We start from the raw sequence: 16026 nt of genomic DNA on the forward strand, positions 1-16026 counted from the left end.
CGGCCTCCCCGCACACTCAAATCAGGACAGGCGCACGCCCGGGGTCAATGCACTCGGCAGCAACAGGCTCGGGGTTTCCAGGGAAGCCACCGGGTACGCGCAGTAATCCGCCGCGTAATAGGCACTGGCCCGATGATTGCCCGACGCGCCTACACCACCGAACGGCGCGCTGCTGGCCGCACCGGTCAACTGCTTGTTCCAGTTGACGATCCCGGCGCGGCTCTGCAGCCAGAACTGCTGATAATGCGCCTCGGAATCCGAGAGCAGGCCCGCCGCCAGGCCGTATTGGGTGTTGTTGGCTTCAGCAATCGCGCCGTCGAAGTCGACGTAGCGAATCACCTGCAGCAACGGCCCGAACAATTCTTCATCAGGGCGCTCAGCCACAGCGCTGACGTCCAGGATGCCCGGGGTCAACAGCGCGGCCTGGGCCCGTGGCTGGGTCATTTCCAGCAAGGCCACGGCGCCATTGGCCAGCAGCTGTTCCTGGGCATCCATCAAGGCACGTGCCGCGCCCAGAGAGATCACCGAACCCATGAACGGTGCGGGCTGCTGATCGAACGCACCCACTTCAATCGTCGAACTGACCGCCACCAGGCGTGCCAGCAACTGGTCGCCCCAGGCACCCTGCGGCACCAGCAGACGGCGTGCGCAGGTGCAACGCTGGCCGGCGGAGATAAAGGCCGACTGAATGATGGTGTAGACCGCTGCGTCCAGGTCCGCGACCTGATCCACCACCAGCGGGTTGTTGCCGCCCATTTCCAGGGCCAGGATCTTGTCCGGGCGCCCGGCGAACTGCTGGTGCAGGTGGTTGCCGGTACGGCTGGAACCGGTGAAGAACAGGCCGTCGATGCCCGGGTTGGCAGCCAGGGCGATGCCGGTTTCCCGCGCCCCCTGCAGCAGGTTCAGGACACCCGCCGGCAGGCCGGCTTCGACCCAGCACTGGACCGTCAGCTCGGCAACTTTAGGCGTCAATTCGCTGGGCTTGAACAGCACGCTGTTGCCCGCCAGCAACGCCGGAACGATGTGCCCGTTGGGCAAGTGGCCCGGGAAGTTGTAAGGCCCGAACACGGCAACCACGCCATGGGGCTTGTGGCGCAACACAGCGGTGGCGTCGCCCAGGGGGCCGCTCTTCTCGCCGGTACGCTCACGGTAGCTCTGCACCGAGATGGCAATCTTGTTGACCATGCTGGTGACTTCAGTCGCGGCTTCCCACAGGGGTTTACCGGTCTCTTCGCCAATGCAACGGGCCAGTTCGTCAGCACGGTTCTTCAGGCTGGCAGCAAAGGCTTCCAACACGCCGATGCGCTCTTCCAGGGAACGCTTGGCCCACTCCGGAAAGGCTTGGCGCGCGGCCTGTACGGCGCTGTCTACCTGATCTGCGGTGGCACCGTTGCCACTCCAGATAACGGCCTGGGTGACCGGATTGACCGAGTTGAAGGCTTCGCCCTGGCCGGCCAGCCATCGGCCGGCAATGTACAGCGTGCTCATTATTTCGACTCCCGAGTAGCAGACAGCGGAACCGCACGGACCTGATCGCCGGCGTTGAGTTGCAAGCGCTTGGCGGTCAACGGATCGACCACCAGGGTGCCTGCGGCAAAACGCGCCGGAGCGGCCGTGATGCGACAGTCTTCGCGCTTGCGGTTGTGAATCAGGAATGGCGTGGCGTCATCGCCCGGGGTGCCGATGGCCAGCACCAGCGCCTGGCTGTCACGGATCGCACGGATCTTGCCGGTTTCGCATTCCACCGCCGGGCCGGCGTCGAAGATGTCGACATAACCCTGGTAGCTGAAACCTTCGCTCTTGAGCATGGCCAGCGCCGGTTCGGTGTCGGTGTGGACCTTGCCGATCACGTTGCGCGCGTCCTCGGAGAGGAAGCAGGTGTACAGCGGGAATTTAGGCATCAGCTCGGCGATAAACGCCTTGTTGCCCACCCCGGTCAGGTAGTCGGCCTGGCTGAACTCCATTTTGAAGAAGTGCCGGCCCAGGCTTTCCCAGAACGGCGAGCGTCCGGATTCGTCAGACATACCCCGCATCTCGGCGATGATCTTGTTGCCGAACAGCTGAGGGAATTCCGCGATAAACAGCATCCGCGCCTTGGCCAGCATGCGGCCGTTGAGGCCGGTGCGGTAATCGGCATGCAGGAACAGCGAGCACAATTCAGAGTTGCCGGTCAGGTCGTTGGCCAGGAACAGCGTCGGGATCTCGCGGTAGATGTTCAGCTCCTGGGAAGCGCTGACGGTCAGGCCGACCCGGAAGTTGTACCAGGGCTCACGCAGGCCGACGGCGCCGGCGATCGCGGAAATGCCCACCACACGGCCGTTGTCGTCTTCGAGCACGAACAGGTAATCCGCATCGCCCCGCCCGGCTTCGCCACGGAAGGTTTTTTCCGCCCAGCCGACCCGGTGGGTCAGGCGCTCTTCGTTGGCCGGCAAGGTGGTGAGGCCGGTACCGGTGCTGCGGGCCAGGTCGATCAGAGCGGGTAAATCGCTGCTGCGTACGGGACGAACAATCATGCTATCTCCTCAGACGGGCGCCGCTGGCGGCCCCCGCGAAACTCGCTACTTTCCAGGCATTAAAGCCGGCGTTAAACAGCCACCAGGCGCACGCTGGCACCCTCACCGACACCCAAGGCCTCGGCCGCCTGCAGGTCCAGGGTCACCGGTTTGCCCGGGGCGTAATCCAGCTCCAGCAGCACGGCGCGGTAATCCTGCAACTGGGCGTTGGAGACCAGGTACTGACGTCCGCCGCCTTTGGCCAGCTCGCCGATTTTCACCGGCACCACCCGGCTCTGGGCGATGGAGCGGATGCCGGAAACCCGTGCGTGCAGGGTCGGGCCACCGTCGAAAATGTCGATGTAATGATCGGTCTCGAAGCCTTCGCGCATCAGGATGTCGAAGGTGATCTGGGCCCGTGGGTGCACCTGGCCCATCGCCTCTTGGGCGGCGTCCGGCAGCAACGGTACGTAGATCGGGTAATGGGGCATCAATTCAGCGAGGAAGGTGCGGCTTTTCAGGCCACACAGGCGCTCGGCCTCGGCGTAGTTGAGGTCGAAGAAGTTGCGCCCGATGGCATCCCAGAATGGCGAATCACCGTGCTCGTCGCTGTAACCGACGATCTCGGTCACCACCGAATCGGCGAAACGCTCGGGGTGGCTGGCAACGAACAGCAGGCGCCCGCGGGAGTTGAGCTCCGACCAAGGCGAACCCACCAGTTCCGGCACCACGTAGAAGCTGGTCAGCAAGCTGTTGCCGGTCAGGTCATGGCACTGGGAAAGCACGTGAATCTTGTTATGAATCTTCAGCTCGCGGGAGGCGTGCACAAAGGTTTCATTGCGGAAGCTGTAGAACGGCTCGGAGTAGCCGGCCGAGGCAACGATGGCCGAACAGCCCACCAGCTTGCCGGCTTCGGTGTCTTCAAGGACGAAGAAGTAGCTCTCTTCACCGTTGAAGCTCACTTCGGCGGCGAAAGAGGCTTCGGACGCGGCAATCTTGTCGCTCAGGCGGCCGACATCATCCGGCAAGGAGGTGACACCAATCGGGCTGTCTGCAGCCAGACGCTGTACCTCGCCCAGATCAGCCATTTGCGCGGGGCGCATCACCAGCATGGTGTCACTCCTTACTTGAAACAGGTCGGAAAACGTCCGACTCAGGGAAAAAAATGCCGGGACAGCCCGGCACAGGAATGTGGCTCGACGCAGCCCGTTGAGGATCGGCGCCGAGCGGTGTTACGGCCTGAATCAGGCTTGGGTCAGGCTGGCCACGGCGCGCTCGAAACGATCCAGACCGGCATCGATGTCCGCATCGGTGACCACCAGGCTCGGGGCGAAACGCACCACGTCCGGGCCGGCTTGCAGAATCATCAACCCTTCTCGCTCGGCGGCGTTGAACACGTCCTTGGCCTTGCCTTTCCAGGCTTCGCTCAGCACGCAACCGATCAGCAGGCCCAGGCCACGCACTTCGCTGAACAGGCCGTACTTCTCACCGATCTGCAGCAGGCGGGTCTTGAACTTGTCGTGCTTGGCATTGACGCCGCTCAGCACCTCAGGGGTGTTGATCACGTCAATCACCGCTTCGGCCACTGCACACGCCAGCGGGTTGCCGCCGTAAGTGGTGCCGTGGGTGCCGACAACCAGGTGCTTGGCCAGCTCCTCGGTGGTCAGCATCGCGGCGATCGGGAAACCACCGCCCAGGCTCTTGGCGCTGGTGAGAATGTCCGGGGTCACGCCGTAATGCTGGTAGGCGAACAGCTTGCCGCTGCGGCCCATGCCGGTTTGCACTTCGTCGAACACCAGCAGTGCGTTGTGCTCGTTGCACAGCTCACGAGCGCCTTGCAGGTATTCAAGCTCGGCCGGCAGCACGCCGCCTTCACCCTGGATCGGCTCCAGGACCACAGCGCAGGTCTTGTCCGACACCGCGGCTTTGAGTGCGGCCAGGTCGTTATAAGGAACGTGGGTGATGCCGGTGATTTTAGGGCCGAAACCGTCGGAGTACTTCGACTGGCCACCGACGTTGACGGTGAACAGGGTACGGCCGTGGAAGCTGTTGAGCGCGGCGATGATTTCGTACTTCTCAGTGCCGAAACGATCGAAGGCTACACGCCGAGCCAGCTTGAAAGCGGCTTCGTTGGCTTCAGCGCCGGAGTTGCAGAAGAACGCACGCTCAGCAAAGGTGGCGTCGATCAACTTATGGGCCAGGCGCAGGGCCGGCTCGTTGGTGAATACGTTGGACACGTGCCACAGCTTGTTGGCTTGTTCGGTCAGTGCGCCAACCAGCGCCGGGTGCGCATGACCCAGCACGTTGACCGCGATGCCGCCGGCGAAATCGATCAGCTCCCGACCCGACTGGTCCCAGACTCGGGACCCTGCGCCACGCACAGGAATAAAAGCTGCAGGTGCATAGTTGGGAACCATAACCTGGTCGAAATCGGCGCGTTGCACCGGAGCTTGCTCAACGGACATCGGAGTCTCCTGAAGAGGAACGCCTGCCTGAAACTGGCGAGCGATGGGGGGATTGTAAGGACAGTTTTCAGCCCGGCCTTGCCGCCAAGCGACAACTTCTTATAGCGCCAACCCCCGTTTTAGGCGGGTTTATGGCAATGCGACAAATAGCGTCGCAAAGGCGCAGTTTAAACTGCGCGCAGGCTCAGCGGCAGAGTGACCGGGCAATTCGCCCAAGCTAATTATCCAGGTAGTTAGCGGTATCACCGGTCCAGAAGTTGACCGTCAGGACGCCTTCGCCGGCACGCTGGCGCCAGCTAGAAGAAGATCAGCCGCGCTCGGCAGGTACGGAGGAGAGTTCGAACGGGCTGCTGCTGCGCCGCTGGTTGCGGTCTTCCCGCGGGGTGGCGCCAAAGAAGTTGCGGTAGGCGCTGGAGAAATGGGGCCCTGAGGAGAAACCGCAGGACAGGCCGATCTGAATGATCGACTTGCTGGTCTGCATCAACATCTGCCGCGCCTTGTTCAAGCGCAACTCCAGGTAATACTGGCTCGGCACACGATTGAGGTACTGCTTGAAGATCCGCTCCAACTGCCGGCGGGACACACAGACATGCTGGGCGATCTCGTCGGTGGTCAGCGGCTCTTCGATATTGGCTTCCATCAGCAGCACGGCCTGGGTCAGCTTCGGGTGGCTGGAACCCAGACGATTCTGCAACGGAATTCGCTGGCGCTCGCCGCCCTCGCGGATGCGCTCCACCACCAACTCTTCCGACACCGCGCCCGCCAGTTCCGCCCCATGATCCCGGGCCAGCACCGCCAGCAGCAGGTCCAGCACCGACATGCCGCCGCAGGCGGTCAGGCGATCCCGATCCCAGTCGAACAGATGGCTGGTGGCGATCACCTTGGGATAGCGCTCGGCAAAATCATCCTGCCAACGCCAATGCACCGCAGCGCGATAACCGTCCAGCAAGCCCAACTGCGCCAAGGGATAGACCCCGGCAGACAAACCACCGATCACACAGCCGGCGCGCACCAGTTGCTTGAGCGCACTGCTCAAGGCTGGCGCCAGGCTCGCTGGCGGCTCGTCGGCCAGCAGGAACAGCTTCTGACAACCTTCCAGCTTGCCGGCCCAAGGCTCACCCGGCAGCTGCCAAGCACCTTCGCCGGGCGCTTCGGCCTGCAGGAAAGACAACTCGTAGACCACGTCCGGATGCACCCGCTGAGCAACACGCAAGGCCTCCTCAGCCAGCGCCAGCGTCAAGGCTTTAGTGCTGGGCCAAATCAGGAAACCAATTCGATGGGCAGTCATGGCGGGCAATCCAAAACGAAAACAGTGTTAGAGGCCGAAAGCGGCAGCAACCAAATTAGACCATCGGCCGCGCGCTGCGCAGCATGACCTAATTTGGTGCATAACGGGAGCGATTACTTGAGGCTACCGGAGAGGAATTGTTGCAAACGTTCCGACTGCGGATTGACCAGCACTTCACGCGGGTTACCGCTCTCTTCCACCACGCCTTTGTGCAGGAATACCAGTTGATTGGAGACTTCCCGGGCGAAGCCCATTTCGTGAGTCACCACCACCATGGTCCGACCTTCCTGAGCCAGGGCCTGCATGACTTTCAGCACGTCACCTACCAGCTCAGGGTCGAGGGCCGAGGTCGGCTCGTCGAACAGCATGACTTCCGGCTCCATGGCCAGGGCCCGGGCAATCGCCACACGCTGCTGCTCACCACCGGACATGTGCCCCGGGTAAGCATCCTTGCGATGGGCCACGCCCACTTTGGCCAGGTAGTGCTCGGCCTTTTCACGGGCTTCGGCCTTGGGGACGCCGAGCACATGCACAGGCGCTTCCATGATGTTTTCCAGGGCGGTCATGTGCGACCACAGGTTGAAATGCTGGAACACCATCGACAGCCGCGAACGCATGCGCTGCAGTTGCTTCGGGTCGGCGGCCTTGAGCGCGCCGTCCTTGTTGGGCACCAGCTTGAGCTCTTCGTTGTTCAGCAGGATCTTGCCAGCATGGGGCTGCTCCAGCAGGTTGATGCAACGCAGAAAGGTACTTTTGCCGGAGCCACTGGAGCCGATGATGCTGATTACATCGCCGGCGGCCGCTTTCAGGGACACGCCCTTGAGCACTTCGTGACTGCCATAGCGTTTATGCAGGTCTTGGACTTCAAGTTTGTACATGCTGTCGGTTCTCACAAAAAGCGGTCAGTCAGTCGTTGAGCAAGCGCCCGTGACGCAGCGCTTCGCGCCCCGCCACCTTGGCCAGCCAGAAACCGGGTTGGGCGTAACGTAACCGTTCAACGGCAAACAACACGCCGCTGGTGCCAGCACACATAATGCTGACCCGATCGGATAAGGGATCAATCACTTCGAAAATCGGCTCGCCCTTCTCGACCCAGCTACCGGCCGGGCGCAGAAAGCTCACCACGCCAGGGTGGGGCGCGAACAACAGTTCAGTGCCCTCGAACGGCATCGCCTCACAGGCTTCATTCGCCGGTGCAGGCCATTCGCCACGGATCAGGCCCTGCTCCGCCAGGAACGCCAGAATGCCTTCGGCATAGGCCTCGGCTTCAGCGCGACCGGTATCGGCCTGACCGCCCAGCTCCAGGGTAGTGGCCAGGCAAGCCAAGGGAATCTGCGCTTCCGGGAAGGCGCGTGACAAACGCAGCCAAGGCAATGAGCAGGCTTCGTCGAATGAACTGCCGCCCGAATCTTCCGCAAGCAAGCCCACCCGCACATTCAGGTGCGCAGCCAGGGAGCGCCATTGCGCCCAGTGCTGAGGCAAGGCGTACATGTGCAGCGCCGCTTCGGCGTCGCAGTGCAGGTCCAGCACCACATCGGCGGTACAGGCATGGCTCAGCAGCACGCGCTGCATGCCCTGCAACTGACTGGCCGCCGGTGGCAAGGCAGCCAGCACATCGCTCATGGCCTGACGGATCAGCCGGACATTGGCGTGCGGGTCATCGCCCAGGCGCCCTTCCAGCCGCTCGGCCACCGGTGCGCTCAACTCGACGAAATCCCGGTTGAAGTTCTTGCCGCTACCCGCTTCGAAACGCCCCTGATGATTGCCTTGGAGCAATTGCCCCAGGCCCAGGGGATTGGCCACCGGCACCAGCTCGATCACGCCGTTCAGCGCACCCTGGGTTTCCAGTTCCGCCAGGCGCTTTTTCAGCTCCCAGGCGGTGCGCATGCCCGGCAGCTCATCGGCGTGCAGGCTGGCCTGGATATAGGCCTTGCGCTCGCCGCTGCCAAAGCGGAATACCGAGATCTGCCGCTCGCTGCCCAGATGACTCCAGGGCAATGCATGGTCGATACGTTCCATATCAGTGCTTCCGCGGAGCCAGGTAGCCCAGCCAGCGACGCTCGGCCAGCTTGAACAGGCGCACCAGGATGAAGGTCAGGCACAGGTAGAACACGCCGGCGGTGATGTAGGCCTCGAACGGCAGGTAATACTGGGCGTTGACCGTGCGTGCGGCACCGGTGATGTCGATCAGGGTGACGATGGAGGCCAGGCTGGTGGTCTGCAGCATCATGATCACTTCGTTGCTGTACTGCGGCAGTGCGCGGCGCATGGCCGACGGCAGCAGAATCCGGCAGTACATCTTATAGCGCGACATGCCCATGGCCTTGGCGGCCTCGATTTCACCGTTCGGCGTGGCCCGCAGGCTGCCGGCGATGATTTCAGCGGTGTAGGCACTGGTGTTGATGGCAAAGGCCAGGCAGGCACAGAACGTGGCGCTGGACAGCCATGGCCAGAGGAAGCTTTCCCGCACGGCTTCGAACTGGGCCAGACCGTAGTAGATCAGGAACAGTTGCACCAGCATCGGTGTGCCGCGGATCACGTAGGTGTAAAGCCAGGCACTCATGTTCACCACTGGCTGCTTGGACACCCGCATCAGCCCCAGGGGCAAGGCCGCCAGCAAGCCGAAGAACAGCGACAGGGCCAGCAGTTTCAGGGTGGTCAGCAGGCCGCTCAGGTACAGCGGCAATGCTTCATAGATGACGTTGTAGTCGAAGATCATAGATCAGCCGCCCTTACGCCTACCGAGTAGCGCTTCTCAAGTTGACGCAGTGCCAGCAGGGAGACACTGGTAATCACCAGGTACATCGCCGCCACCGCGAGGAAGAAGGTAAAAGGTTCGCGGGTGGCATCAGCCGCCTGCTTGGCCTTGAACATCATGTCTTGCAGGCCCACCACCGAAATCAGCGCGGTGGCCTTGGTCAGCACCAGCCAGTTGTTGGTAAAGCCGGGAATCGCCAGGCGAATCATCTGCGGCACCATCACCCGGAAGAACACCTGAAAACTGCTCATGCCGTACGCCACACCGGCTTCCGCCTGCCCCTTGGGGATCGCCATAAAGGCGCCACGGAAGGTTTCCGACAGGTAGGCCCCGAAGATGAAGCCCAGGGTGCCGATGCCAGCCGCCAGTGGATTGAGGTCGATGTAGTCGTCATACCCCAGCAGCGGCGCCACGCGGTTGAGCAGGTCCTGGCCGCCGTAGAAAATCAGCAGGATCAGCACCAGATCGGGAATCCCGCGGATCACGGTGGAATACAGATCGCCCAGCCAGGCCAGCCAGCGGATCGGCGAGAGACGCAAGGCGACCCCGATCAGACCCAGAACAATGGCCAAGGCCATGGACGACAAGGCGAGCTGAAGCGTCAGCCAAGCGCCATCGAGGATGACAGCCCCGTAGCCTTTCAACATGATTCAGGTCCTCGGAAATTGGGATGAAAAAATGGCGCAAACCTCAGAGATCCTGCTGCTTGCGCCATCTCGGACTTGTTGCTGCGACGGTTTACTGGCCGTAAATGTCGAAGTCGAAGTACTTGTCCTGGATCTGCTTGTACTTGCCGTTCGCGCGAATGGCAGCAATGGCACCGGTGATCTTGTCTTTCAGGGCATCGCCCTTGCGCACCGCGATACCTACGCCGTCGCCGAAGTACTTGACGTCGGTGAAGGCCGGGCCGACGAAGGCGAAGCCTTTGCCTGCGTCGGTTTTCAGGAAACCGTCATTCAACAGGGTAGCGTCTGCCACGGTGCCGTCGAGGCGACCCGCGGCCACGTCCAGGTAGATTTCATTCTGCGAGCCGTAAGGCTTGATCTCGGCACCCAGCGGCGCCAGGACTTCGCGAGCGAAACGCTCGTGGATCGAACCGCGCTGCACGCCAATGTTCTTGCCCTTGAGCTCAGTCAGGCCGTCGCTGATCTGGGTACCGGACTTCATCACCAAGCGCGCTGGGGTGTTGTAGTACTTGCCGGTGAAGTCCACGGACTTCTTGCGGTCGTCGGTGATGGACATCGACGACAGGATGGCGTCGATCTTGCGCACCTTGAGGGCAGGGATCAGGCCGTCGAACTCTTGCTCGACCCACACACACTTGACCTTCATCTCTTCGCACAGCGCGTTGCCGATGTCGTAGTCAAAACCAACAATGCTGCCGTCCGGCGCCTTCGAGGCAAACGGAGGGTAGGCCGCTTCGATACCAATTTTCAGAGGCTTTTCATCGGCAAACGTCGGCAGGGAAAGCACGGAGGACAGTGCCAGGGCGCCAAGAAGCACGAGTTTCTTCATCTTAGGACTCCATCGGTAAAGGGCGAAAACGGCAGAGTGAGCGACAGCCCAATATGCGAATGGGTGGAAACTGATAGCGGTGCGGCGCACCTGAGGAAACCGGGGTGGGTTCAGTACAGGCAACGACCAGCGAGTGATCGGCATTCTAACGAGAGGCCGGAAGCCGATATTTCTTCAATGCGACAACAAATTACAGAAGCATCGAGAAAGCCAGGCAAACGCATTGACAGCTCTTCAAGTTTATGCAAGAGCAAAAGACAGTGAACCGATCTATGCTGCAAATTGCGGGCCTATTATTGGCAAAGCCTTCTATTCCGGCAAGCGCAGCATGATGGCTTATTTTTTAACCGGGTAAAAACAGCTCTGGAATAGGGCCCGGCGTTTCCCATTGCCCCGAAAGCGAGCGCGGGGTTACACCTTCTGTCCCATCGGTAACATTCTGATACGCCTAGCGAACAAAACCGATATTTATTTGCACCCTCGTCGCCAGCAAGCACCTGCTGGCGGCGCAGCAACCGGCTTGCCGGCGATCAGCCTCTCCCCTGCCCCATAAAAAAAGCCCCGCCTGGCGCAACGCCAGGCGGGGCTCGATGACTCAAGAGACGTCTCAGGCGACGTTCATGGTCTTGTGGGTATCAATCAAATGTTGCACCACACCCGGGTCGGCCAGGGTAGAGATGTCCCCCAGACCATCGTACTCAGCCGTGGCGATCTTGCGCAGGATGCGCCGCATGATCTTCCCGGAGCGGGTTTTCGGCAGCCCTGGTGCCCACTGGATGACATCCGGCGAAGCAATCGGACCGATCTCTTTGCGCACCCAGTTTTTCAGCTCCAGGCGCAAGGCTTCGCTTGGCTCTTCGCCACCGTTGAGGGTGACGTAGACGTAGATGCCCTGCCCCTTGATGTCATGGGGCACGCCCACCACCGCTGCTTCGGCGACTTTCGGGTGGGCAACCATGGCGCTTTCAATCTCGGCGGTGCCCATGCGGTGCCCGGAGACGTTGAGCACGTCGTCCACGCGGCCGGTGATCCACCAGTAGCCGTCTTCATCACGGCGAGCACCGTCGCCGGTGAAGTACATGCCACGGAAGGTCTTGAAGTAGGTGTCGACGAAACGGTCGTGATCGCCATACAAGGTGCGCGCCTGGCCTGGCCACGAGTCGAGGATCACCAGGTTGCCTTCGGCAGCGCCTTCGATGATGTTGCCCAGGTTGTCCACCAGCGCCGGCACGACGCCGAAGAATGGCCGCGCCGCCGAACCCGGCTTGAGGGCGTGAGCACCCGGCAGCGGGCTCATCAGGGTGGCGCCGGTTTCGGTCTGCCACCAGGTGTCGACGATCGGGCAGCGGGAGTTGCCCACGTTCTTGTAGTACCAGTCCCAGGCTTCCGGGTTGATCGGCTCGCCCACCGAACCCAACAGGCGCAGGCTGCTGCCGTCAGCGCCCTCACAGGCAGCGGTGCCGGCCGCCATCATGGCGCGGATCGCGGTCGGGGCGGTGTAGAGGATATTGACCTTGTGCTTGTCGACAATCTTCGCCACGCGGGTCACGTCCGGGTAGTTCGGGACGCCTTCGAACAGCAGAGTGGTCGCGCCATTGGCCAGCGGGCCATAGACGATGTACGTGTGGCCAGTGACCCAGCCGACGTCGGCGGTGCACCAATAGATTTCACCCGGGCGGTAGTCAAATACACGCTCGTGGGTCAGCGCTGCGTACAACAGGTAGCCGCCTGTGGTGTGCTGCACACCTTTCGGCTTGCCGGTAGAACCCGAGGTGTAAAGGATGAACAGGGCTTCTTCAGCCCCCATTTCCTTCGGCGCACACACGGTGCCCGCCACTTTCATCAGGTCTTCGTACCAGATGTCGCGATGCTGGTTCCACTTGATGCCGCCACCGGTGCGCTTGCACACGATGACCTTCTGGATGCTGCTGGTTTCCGGGTTGGTCAGGGCGTCGTCGACGTTGGCCTTGAGGGGGATTTTCTTGCCGGCACGGATGCCTTCGTCAGCAGTGATCACCACTTTGGAGCGGCAGTCGATGATACGGCCGGCCAAGGCTTCAGGGGAGAAGCCACCGAACACCACCGAGTGGATCGCGCCGATGCGGGTACAGGCCAGCATGGCCACCACGGCTTCAGGGATCATCGGCATATAAATAGTCACCACGTCGCCGCGGTGCACGTCCTGGCCACGCAGGGCGTTGGCGAACTTGCAGACTTCTTCGTGCAGTTCGCGGTAGGTGATGTTGCGGCTTTCCGCTGGGTCGTCGCCTTCCCAGATGATTGCGATCTGGTCGCCACGCTCGGCCAAGTGGCGATCCAAGCAGTTATAGGAGACGTTCAGGGTGCCATCGGCAAACCATTTGATGTCGACGTGGTGATCGTCGAAGGAGGTCTGTTTCACCGTGGTGAAAGGCTTGATCCAGTCGAGACGCTTGGCCTGCTCGCGCCAGAAGCCGTCGGGGTTGACCACCGACTGCTGATACATGGCCTTGTAGGTCGCCTCGTCAGTCAACGTGTTGGCTGCAACCTCGGGACGAACGGGATACAGAGAAGCCGCACTCATCTTTCTTACCTCGGTGAAATAGTTGTTTTTGTATGACCCCGTTGTAACGGGGGCGGCGCTATAGAACCATTCGACGATGGTAGTAACAACCCCCCACAAAATGTCCTGATATTCACTGCAACCGCTCAAGCACAGGACTTTCAGCGCTTTATAGCGTTTCCGGAAAATACTCCCCTTCGCCTCTGCCGGCTGGCTTTCCGGCGGATTGTTACAAAAAACGCCAATAGTCTTTATCAAAAGCACGTCTATATGCCTGTAACTCACAGGCCTAAAATCAACCTCGCCAACCCGGCAACTGATTAACCAAGTGACAGCCCCCACGAAGGCAGTTAATCAAACTTCCATTCAAGTTCCGCACGCAGCCCCATAAAGGCTGCGCGACCCAACTCGAACTTAAAAGGTGAATTCAAGATGAAAGCTTTATTAGTTCTGGCCCTTACTGGTCTTTGTGCAACCGCCATGGCCGACGAGGCGCCCACTGATGTGGCCAGTCAGCAAACCCCGGTCGAGCAATACACTTACTCCACGGATCTGGACATCGCCAAAGTTGTCTCCATGAGTGACGTACCCAATGTATGTGAAGTTGTACCGGCTCGCATGGAATATGAAGACTCCCATGGCCAACGGCATATTCTGCAATATCGCGTCATGGGCAGCGGTTGCTCTAACGGCTGATATTCCAGCCAGTGACAAGCCGGCTTACACACACTCGCCGCAAGAAATCGCTCTTGCGGCAAAGATGCCAGGCGAACGACCCTCCATGGGACGAACCCAGAGCCTCCCCTGATGCCAAGCCACGCCCTGCCCTCTTCCTGCTTCGCTGACGCTACTTCCCGACAAACCCTCAGCCCTCACACAGGGTGATCGCGCCAGCACCGCGCGAGCCTGTCCAAGTACGCGGCAAGCACGGGATTTGAGCGCTAATCCAGCCAACTTCAGTTGTGTCTCAAACCGGCGAAAGCCTCTCGAAAACACAACATCTAGTAAAAACACGCGTTTCAGCGGATTTTCTGCGGCTGATTTCCAAGCGCAAAAAAAAATCTTCACCAGCCAAAGCCCTGTAAACCCTCGCTTTGCCTTGAATGCCCCCCCTTTCCAAGCCTTCCTGCGCCACTTGGTCACCCCACAGACGTAAAAAAATCCCTATAATGCGACCTCAAAACGGGCCTGCAACATTCCCTTACCGGACTGGAAAGACATGCTGGGGCCACCGCAGGAGCCGAAACGCTCGGTTCCGCCCCACGACCCGCTTCAGGACACCCGTGCACACATTCTGTTTATTGCCTGCGTTCACTGCTGCAACAAACGATTCCTTATAGATCTAACGCGGCCAGTAGGGTCGTGTGAAAAGCCAACCCTTTTGTTTTCACACGGGCATCTGGCCCTCAAGCAGGAGACGACACGTCATGCTGAGCTGGGACGAATTCGACAAAGAAGAAGGCGAAGTTGCCGTTAAAGGCGCCAACGCCGGCCATGCTTCTGAAGCCAACATGGACCGCCTCGACAGCGCTGGCGGTGCCGCCGCGCTCGAAGCCCGCGCCGTGACCGCCAGCGACTCTGCGGCCATCGCTCGTGCCAAGGCTGCACTGGACAAGCTGGACGTGGCCGAAGGCCTGGCCGAGCTGGAAGGTGCTTCCGCCCGTGTAGCTGTCGATGAAAAGCGCATGATCAACTGCCGCGCCGACCTCAACCAGCTCGTGCCGTTCAAATATGACTGGGCCTGGCAGAAGTACCTGGACGGTTGCGCAAACCACTGGATGCCGCAAGAAGTCAACATGACCGCCGACATCGCCCTCTGGAAAGACCCGGAAGGCCTGACCGACGACGAGCGCCGCATCGTGATGCGCAACCTGGGCTTCTTCTCCACCGCCGACTCCCTGGTTGCCAACAACCTGGTGCTGGCCGTGTACCGCCTGATCACCAACCCGGAATGCCGCCAGTACATCCTGCGCCAGGCGTTCGAAGAGGCGATCCACACCCACGCTTACCAGTACTGCATCGAATCGTTGGCCATGGATGAAGGCGAGATCTTCAACATGTACCACGAGATCCCGTCGGTCGCGAAGAAAGCCGTCTGGGGCCTGAAGTACACCCGTTCGATCTCCGATCCGAAGTTCGAAACCGGCACCGTCGAGACCGACAAAGAACTGCTGCGCAACCTGATCGCCTACTACTGCGTTCTGGAAGGCATCTTCTTCTATTGCGGCTTCACCCAGATCCTGTCCATGGGTCGCCGCAACAAAATGACCGGTGTCGCCGAGCAGTTCCAGTACATCCTGCGCGACGAATCCATGCACCTGAACTTCGGCATCGACGTGATCAACCAGATCAAGATTGAAAACCCGCACCTGTGGGATGCCGAGATGAAGGAAGAAGCCACCCAGATGATCCTCCAGGGCACCCAACTGGAAATCGAATACGCTCGCGACACCATGCCGCGCGGCGTACTGGGCATGAACGCGGCCATGATGGAGGACTACCTCAAGTTCATCGCCAACCGTCGCCTGTCGCAGATCGGCTTGAAAGAAGAGTACCCAGGTACCACCAACCCGTTCCCATGGATGAGCGAAATCATGGACTTGAAGAAAGAGAAAAACTTCTTCGAGACTCGCGTGATCGAGTATCAAACTGGCGGCGCGCTGAGCTGGGATTGATTCCTGACACCACTGTAAGTTGTCTATTCACCCGTTGAATAGATTGCTCTAAAAAAGCCCTGACCTGTTCAGGGCTTTTTTATTGAAGCGAAAAAACATTCAATACTTTTTCATCCTGCACCTGGCTTACAAGTCATCAACTTTTGAGCACGTTTTAATTATCAGAGTGGCTGACTTCAAGTACGGTTTCGAATCATCCCCAAGCCATTTCCCACTGATTGTTACAGTCAGTTTTTTACTGTTGCTGATCCCGGCTTCAAGCTTGCCAAAGTGCGCACTGGGCGGCTCTAT

At 60.4% G+C, this 16026-nt stretch carries 14 protein-coding genes; 3 read left to right on the forward strand and 11 right to left on the reverse strand.

The genetic code is table 11. The annotated features are described in order from the left end of the window. Positions 1-21: 21 nt before the first annotated feature. From astD to M1B34_RS07660, 10 genes are all read right to left on the reverse strand, one after another. Positions 22-1491 (reverse strand): succinylglutamate-semialdehyde dehydrogenase, encoded by a 1470-nt coding sequence (gene astD, locus M1B34_RS07615; RefSeq protein WP_268264795.1) that lies wholly within the window; start codon positions 1489-1491, stop codon positions 22-24. Continuing rightward, positions 1488-2513, reverse strand: a complete 1026-nt coding sequence (gene astA / locus M1B34_RS07620; protein ID WP_123328461.1) for an arginine N-succinyltransferase — start codon at positions 2511-2513, stop codon at positions 1488-1490. The genes astD and astA overlap by 4 nt, the downstream gene beginning before the upstream one ends. A gap of 71 nt (positions 2514-2584) precedes the next feature. Then, positions 2585-3604, reverse strand: a complete 1020-nt coding sequence (gene aruF, locus M1B34_RS07625) for an arginine/ornithine succinyltransferase subunit alpha (protein ID WP_123328462.1) — start codon at positions 3602-3604, stop codon at positions 2585-2587. Between the two features lie 132 nt (positions 3605-3736). After that, positions 3737-4957: an aspartate aminotransferase family protein gene (locus tag M1B34_RS07630; protein WP_123328463.1), complete on the reverse strand. Its 1221-nt coding sequence runs from the start codon at positions 4955-4957 to the stop codon at positions 3737-3739. A gap of 307 nt (positions 4958-5264) precedes the next feature. Next, positions 5265-6245 (reverse strand): transcriptional regulator ArgR, encoded by a 981-nt coding sequence (argR, locus tag M1B34_RS07635; RefSeq protein WP_123328464.1) that lies wholly within the window; start codon positions 6243-6245, stop codon positions 5265-5267. 113 nt (positions 6246-6358) lie between these two features. After that, entirely contained in the window at positions 6359-7123 is a 765-nt protein-coding gene (locus M1B34_RS07640) for an ABC transporter ATP-binding protein (RefSeq protein ID WP_123328465.1), read from the reverse strand. A gap of 28 nt (positions 7124-7151) precedes the next feature. Next, positions 7152-8264, reverse strand: a complete 1113-nt coding sequence (locus M1B34_RS07645; protein WP_123328466.1) for a succinylglutamate desuccinylase/aspartoacylase family protein — start codon at positions 8262-8264, stop codon at positions 7152-7154. A gap of 1 nt (position 8265) precedes the next feature. After that, the gene (locus tag M1B34_RS07650) at positions 8266-8964 is read right to left on the reverse strand and encodes an ABC transporter permease (RefSeq protein WP_123328467.1); all 699 of its coding nucleotides are present in this window, start codon (positions 8962-8964) and stop codon (positions 8266-8268) included. Further along, positions 8961-9650, reverse strand: a complete 690-nt coding sequence (locus M1B34_RS07655; RefSeq protein ID WP_123328468.1) for an ABC transporter permease — start codon at positions 9648-9650, stop codon at positions 8961-8963. The genes M1B34_RS07650 and M1B34_RS07655 overlap by 4 nt, the downstream gene beginning before the upstream one ends. Positions 9651-9741: 91 nt before the next feature. Beyond that, a complete protein-coding gene (locus M1B34_RS07660) occupies positions 9742-10518 on the reverse strand; it encodes an ABC transporter substrate-binding protein (RefSeq protein WP_123328469.1) in 777 nt (258 codons plus the stop codon). Between the two features lie 133 nt (positions 10519-10651). Between M1B34_RS07660 and M1B34_RS07665 the strand changes: the two genes are divergently transcribed. Next, positions 10652-10873 carry a hypothetical protein gene (locus tag M1B34_RS07665; protein ID WP_268264784.1) on the forward strand — a complete coding sequence of 74 codons (222 nt, stop codon included), beginning with the start codon at positions 10652-10654 and terminating at the stop codon, positions 10871-10873. A 252-nt stretch (positions 10874-11125) separates the two neighbouring features. On the opposite strand, the gene acs is transcribed toward M1B34_RS07665, so the two are convergent. Continuing rightward, positions 11126-13081, reverse strand: a complete 1956-nt coding sequence (acs, locus tag M1B34_RS07670; protein WP_123328470.1) for an acetate--CoA ligase — start codon at positions 13079-13081, stop codon at positions 11126-11128. Positions 13082-13492: 411 nt separating this feature from the next. Between acs and M1B34_RS07675 the strand changes: the two genes are divergently transcribed. Further along, complete coding sequence (locus M1B34_RS07675) at positions 13493-13756, forward strand: DUF2790 domain-containing protein (RefSeq protein ID WP_123328471.1); 264 nt, start codon at positions 13493-13495, stop codon at positions 13754-13756. Between the two features lie 731 nt (positions 13757-14487). Then, positions 14488-15735, forward strand: a complete 1248-nt coding sequence (locus M1B34_RS07680; RefSeq protein ID WP_123328472.1) for a ribonucleotide-diphosphate reductase subunit beta — start codon at positions 14488-14490, stop codon at positions 15733-15735. Positions 15736-16026 lie beyond the last annotated feature (291 nt).

Origin of the sequence: Pseudomonas morbosilactucae (assembly GCF_023241715.1) — a bacterium.
GTDB lineage: Bacteria > Pseudomonadota > Gammaproteobacteria > Pseudomonadales > Pseudomonadaceae > Aquipseudomonas > Aquipseudomonas morbosilactucae.

What these genes read in the sequence shown, in the direction of transcription:
- astA (WP_123328461.1), bottom strand. Translation starts at nt 2,513, where the DNA reads ATGATTGTTCGTCCCGTACGCAGCAGCGATTTACCCGCTCTGATCGAC.
- aruF (WP_123328462.1), bottom strand. Translation starts at nt 3,604, where the DNA reads ATGCTGGTGATGCGCCCCGCGCAAATGGCTGATCTGGGCGAGGTACAG.
- M1B34_RS07630 (WP_123328463.1), bottom strand. Translation starts at nt 4,957, where the DNA reads ATGTCCGTTGAGCAAGCTCCGGTGCAACGCGCCGATTTCGACCAGGTT.
- argR (WP_123328464.1), bottom strand. Translation starts at nt 6,245, where the DNA reads ATGACTGCCCATCGAATTGGTTTCCTGATTTGGCCCAGCACTAAAGCC.
- M1B34_RS07640 (WP_123328465.1), bottom strand. Translation starts at nt 7,123, where the DNA reads ATGTACAAACTTGAAGTCCAAGACCTGCATAAACGCTATGGCAGTCAC.
- M1B34_RS07645 (WP_123328466.1), bottom strand. Translation starts at nt 8,264, where the DNA reads ATGGAACGTATCGACCATGCATTGCCCTGGAGTCATCTGGGCAGCGAG.
- M1B34_RS07650 (WP_123328467.1), bottom strand. Translation starts at nt 8,964, where the DNA reads ATGATCTTCGACTACAACGTCATCTATGAAGCATTGCCGCTGTACCTG.
- M1B34_RS07655 (WP_123328468.1), bottom strand. Translation starts at nt 9,650, where the DNA reads ATGTTGAAAGGCTACGGGGCTGTCATCCTCGATGGCGCTTGGCTGACG.
- M1B34_RS07660 (WP_123328469.1), bottom strand. Translation starts at nt 10,518, where the DNA reads ATGAAGAAACTCGTGCTTCTTGGCGCCCTGGCACTGTCCTCCGTGCTT.
- acs (WP_123328470.1), bottom strand. Translation starts at nt 13,081, where the DNA reads ATGAGTGCGGCTTCTCTGTATCCCGTTCGTCCCGAGGTTGCAGCCAAC.
- M1B34_RS07675 (WP_123328471.1), top strand. Translation starts at nt 13,493, where the DNA reads ATGAAAGCTTTATTAGTTCTGGCCCTTACTGGTCTTTGTGCAACCGCC.
- M1B34_RS07680 (WP_123328472.1), top strand. Translation starts at nt 14,488, where the DNA reads ATGCTGAGCTGGGACGAATTCGACAAAGAAGAAGGCGAAGTTGCCGTT.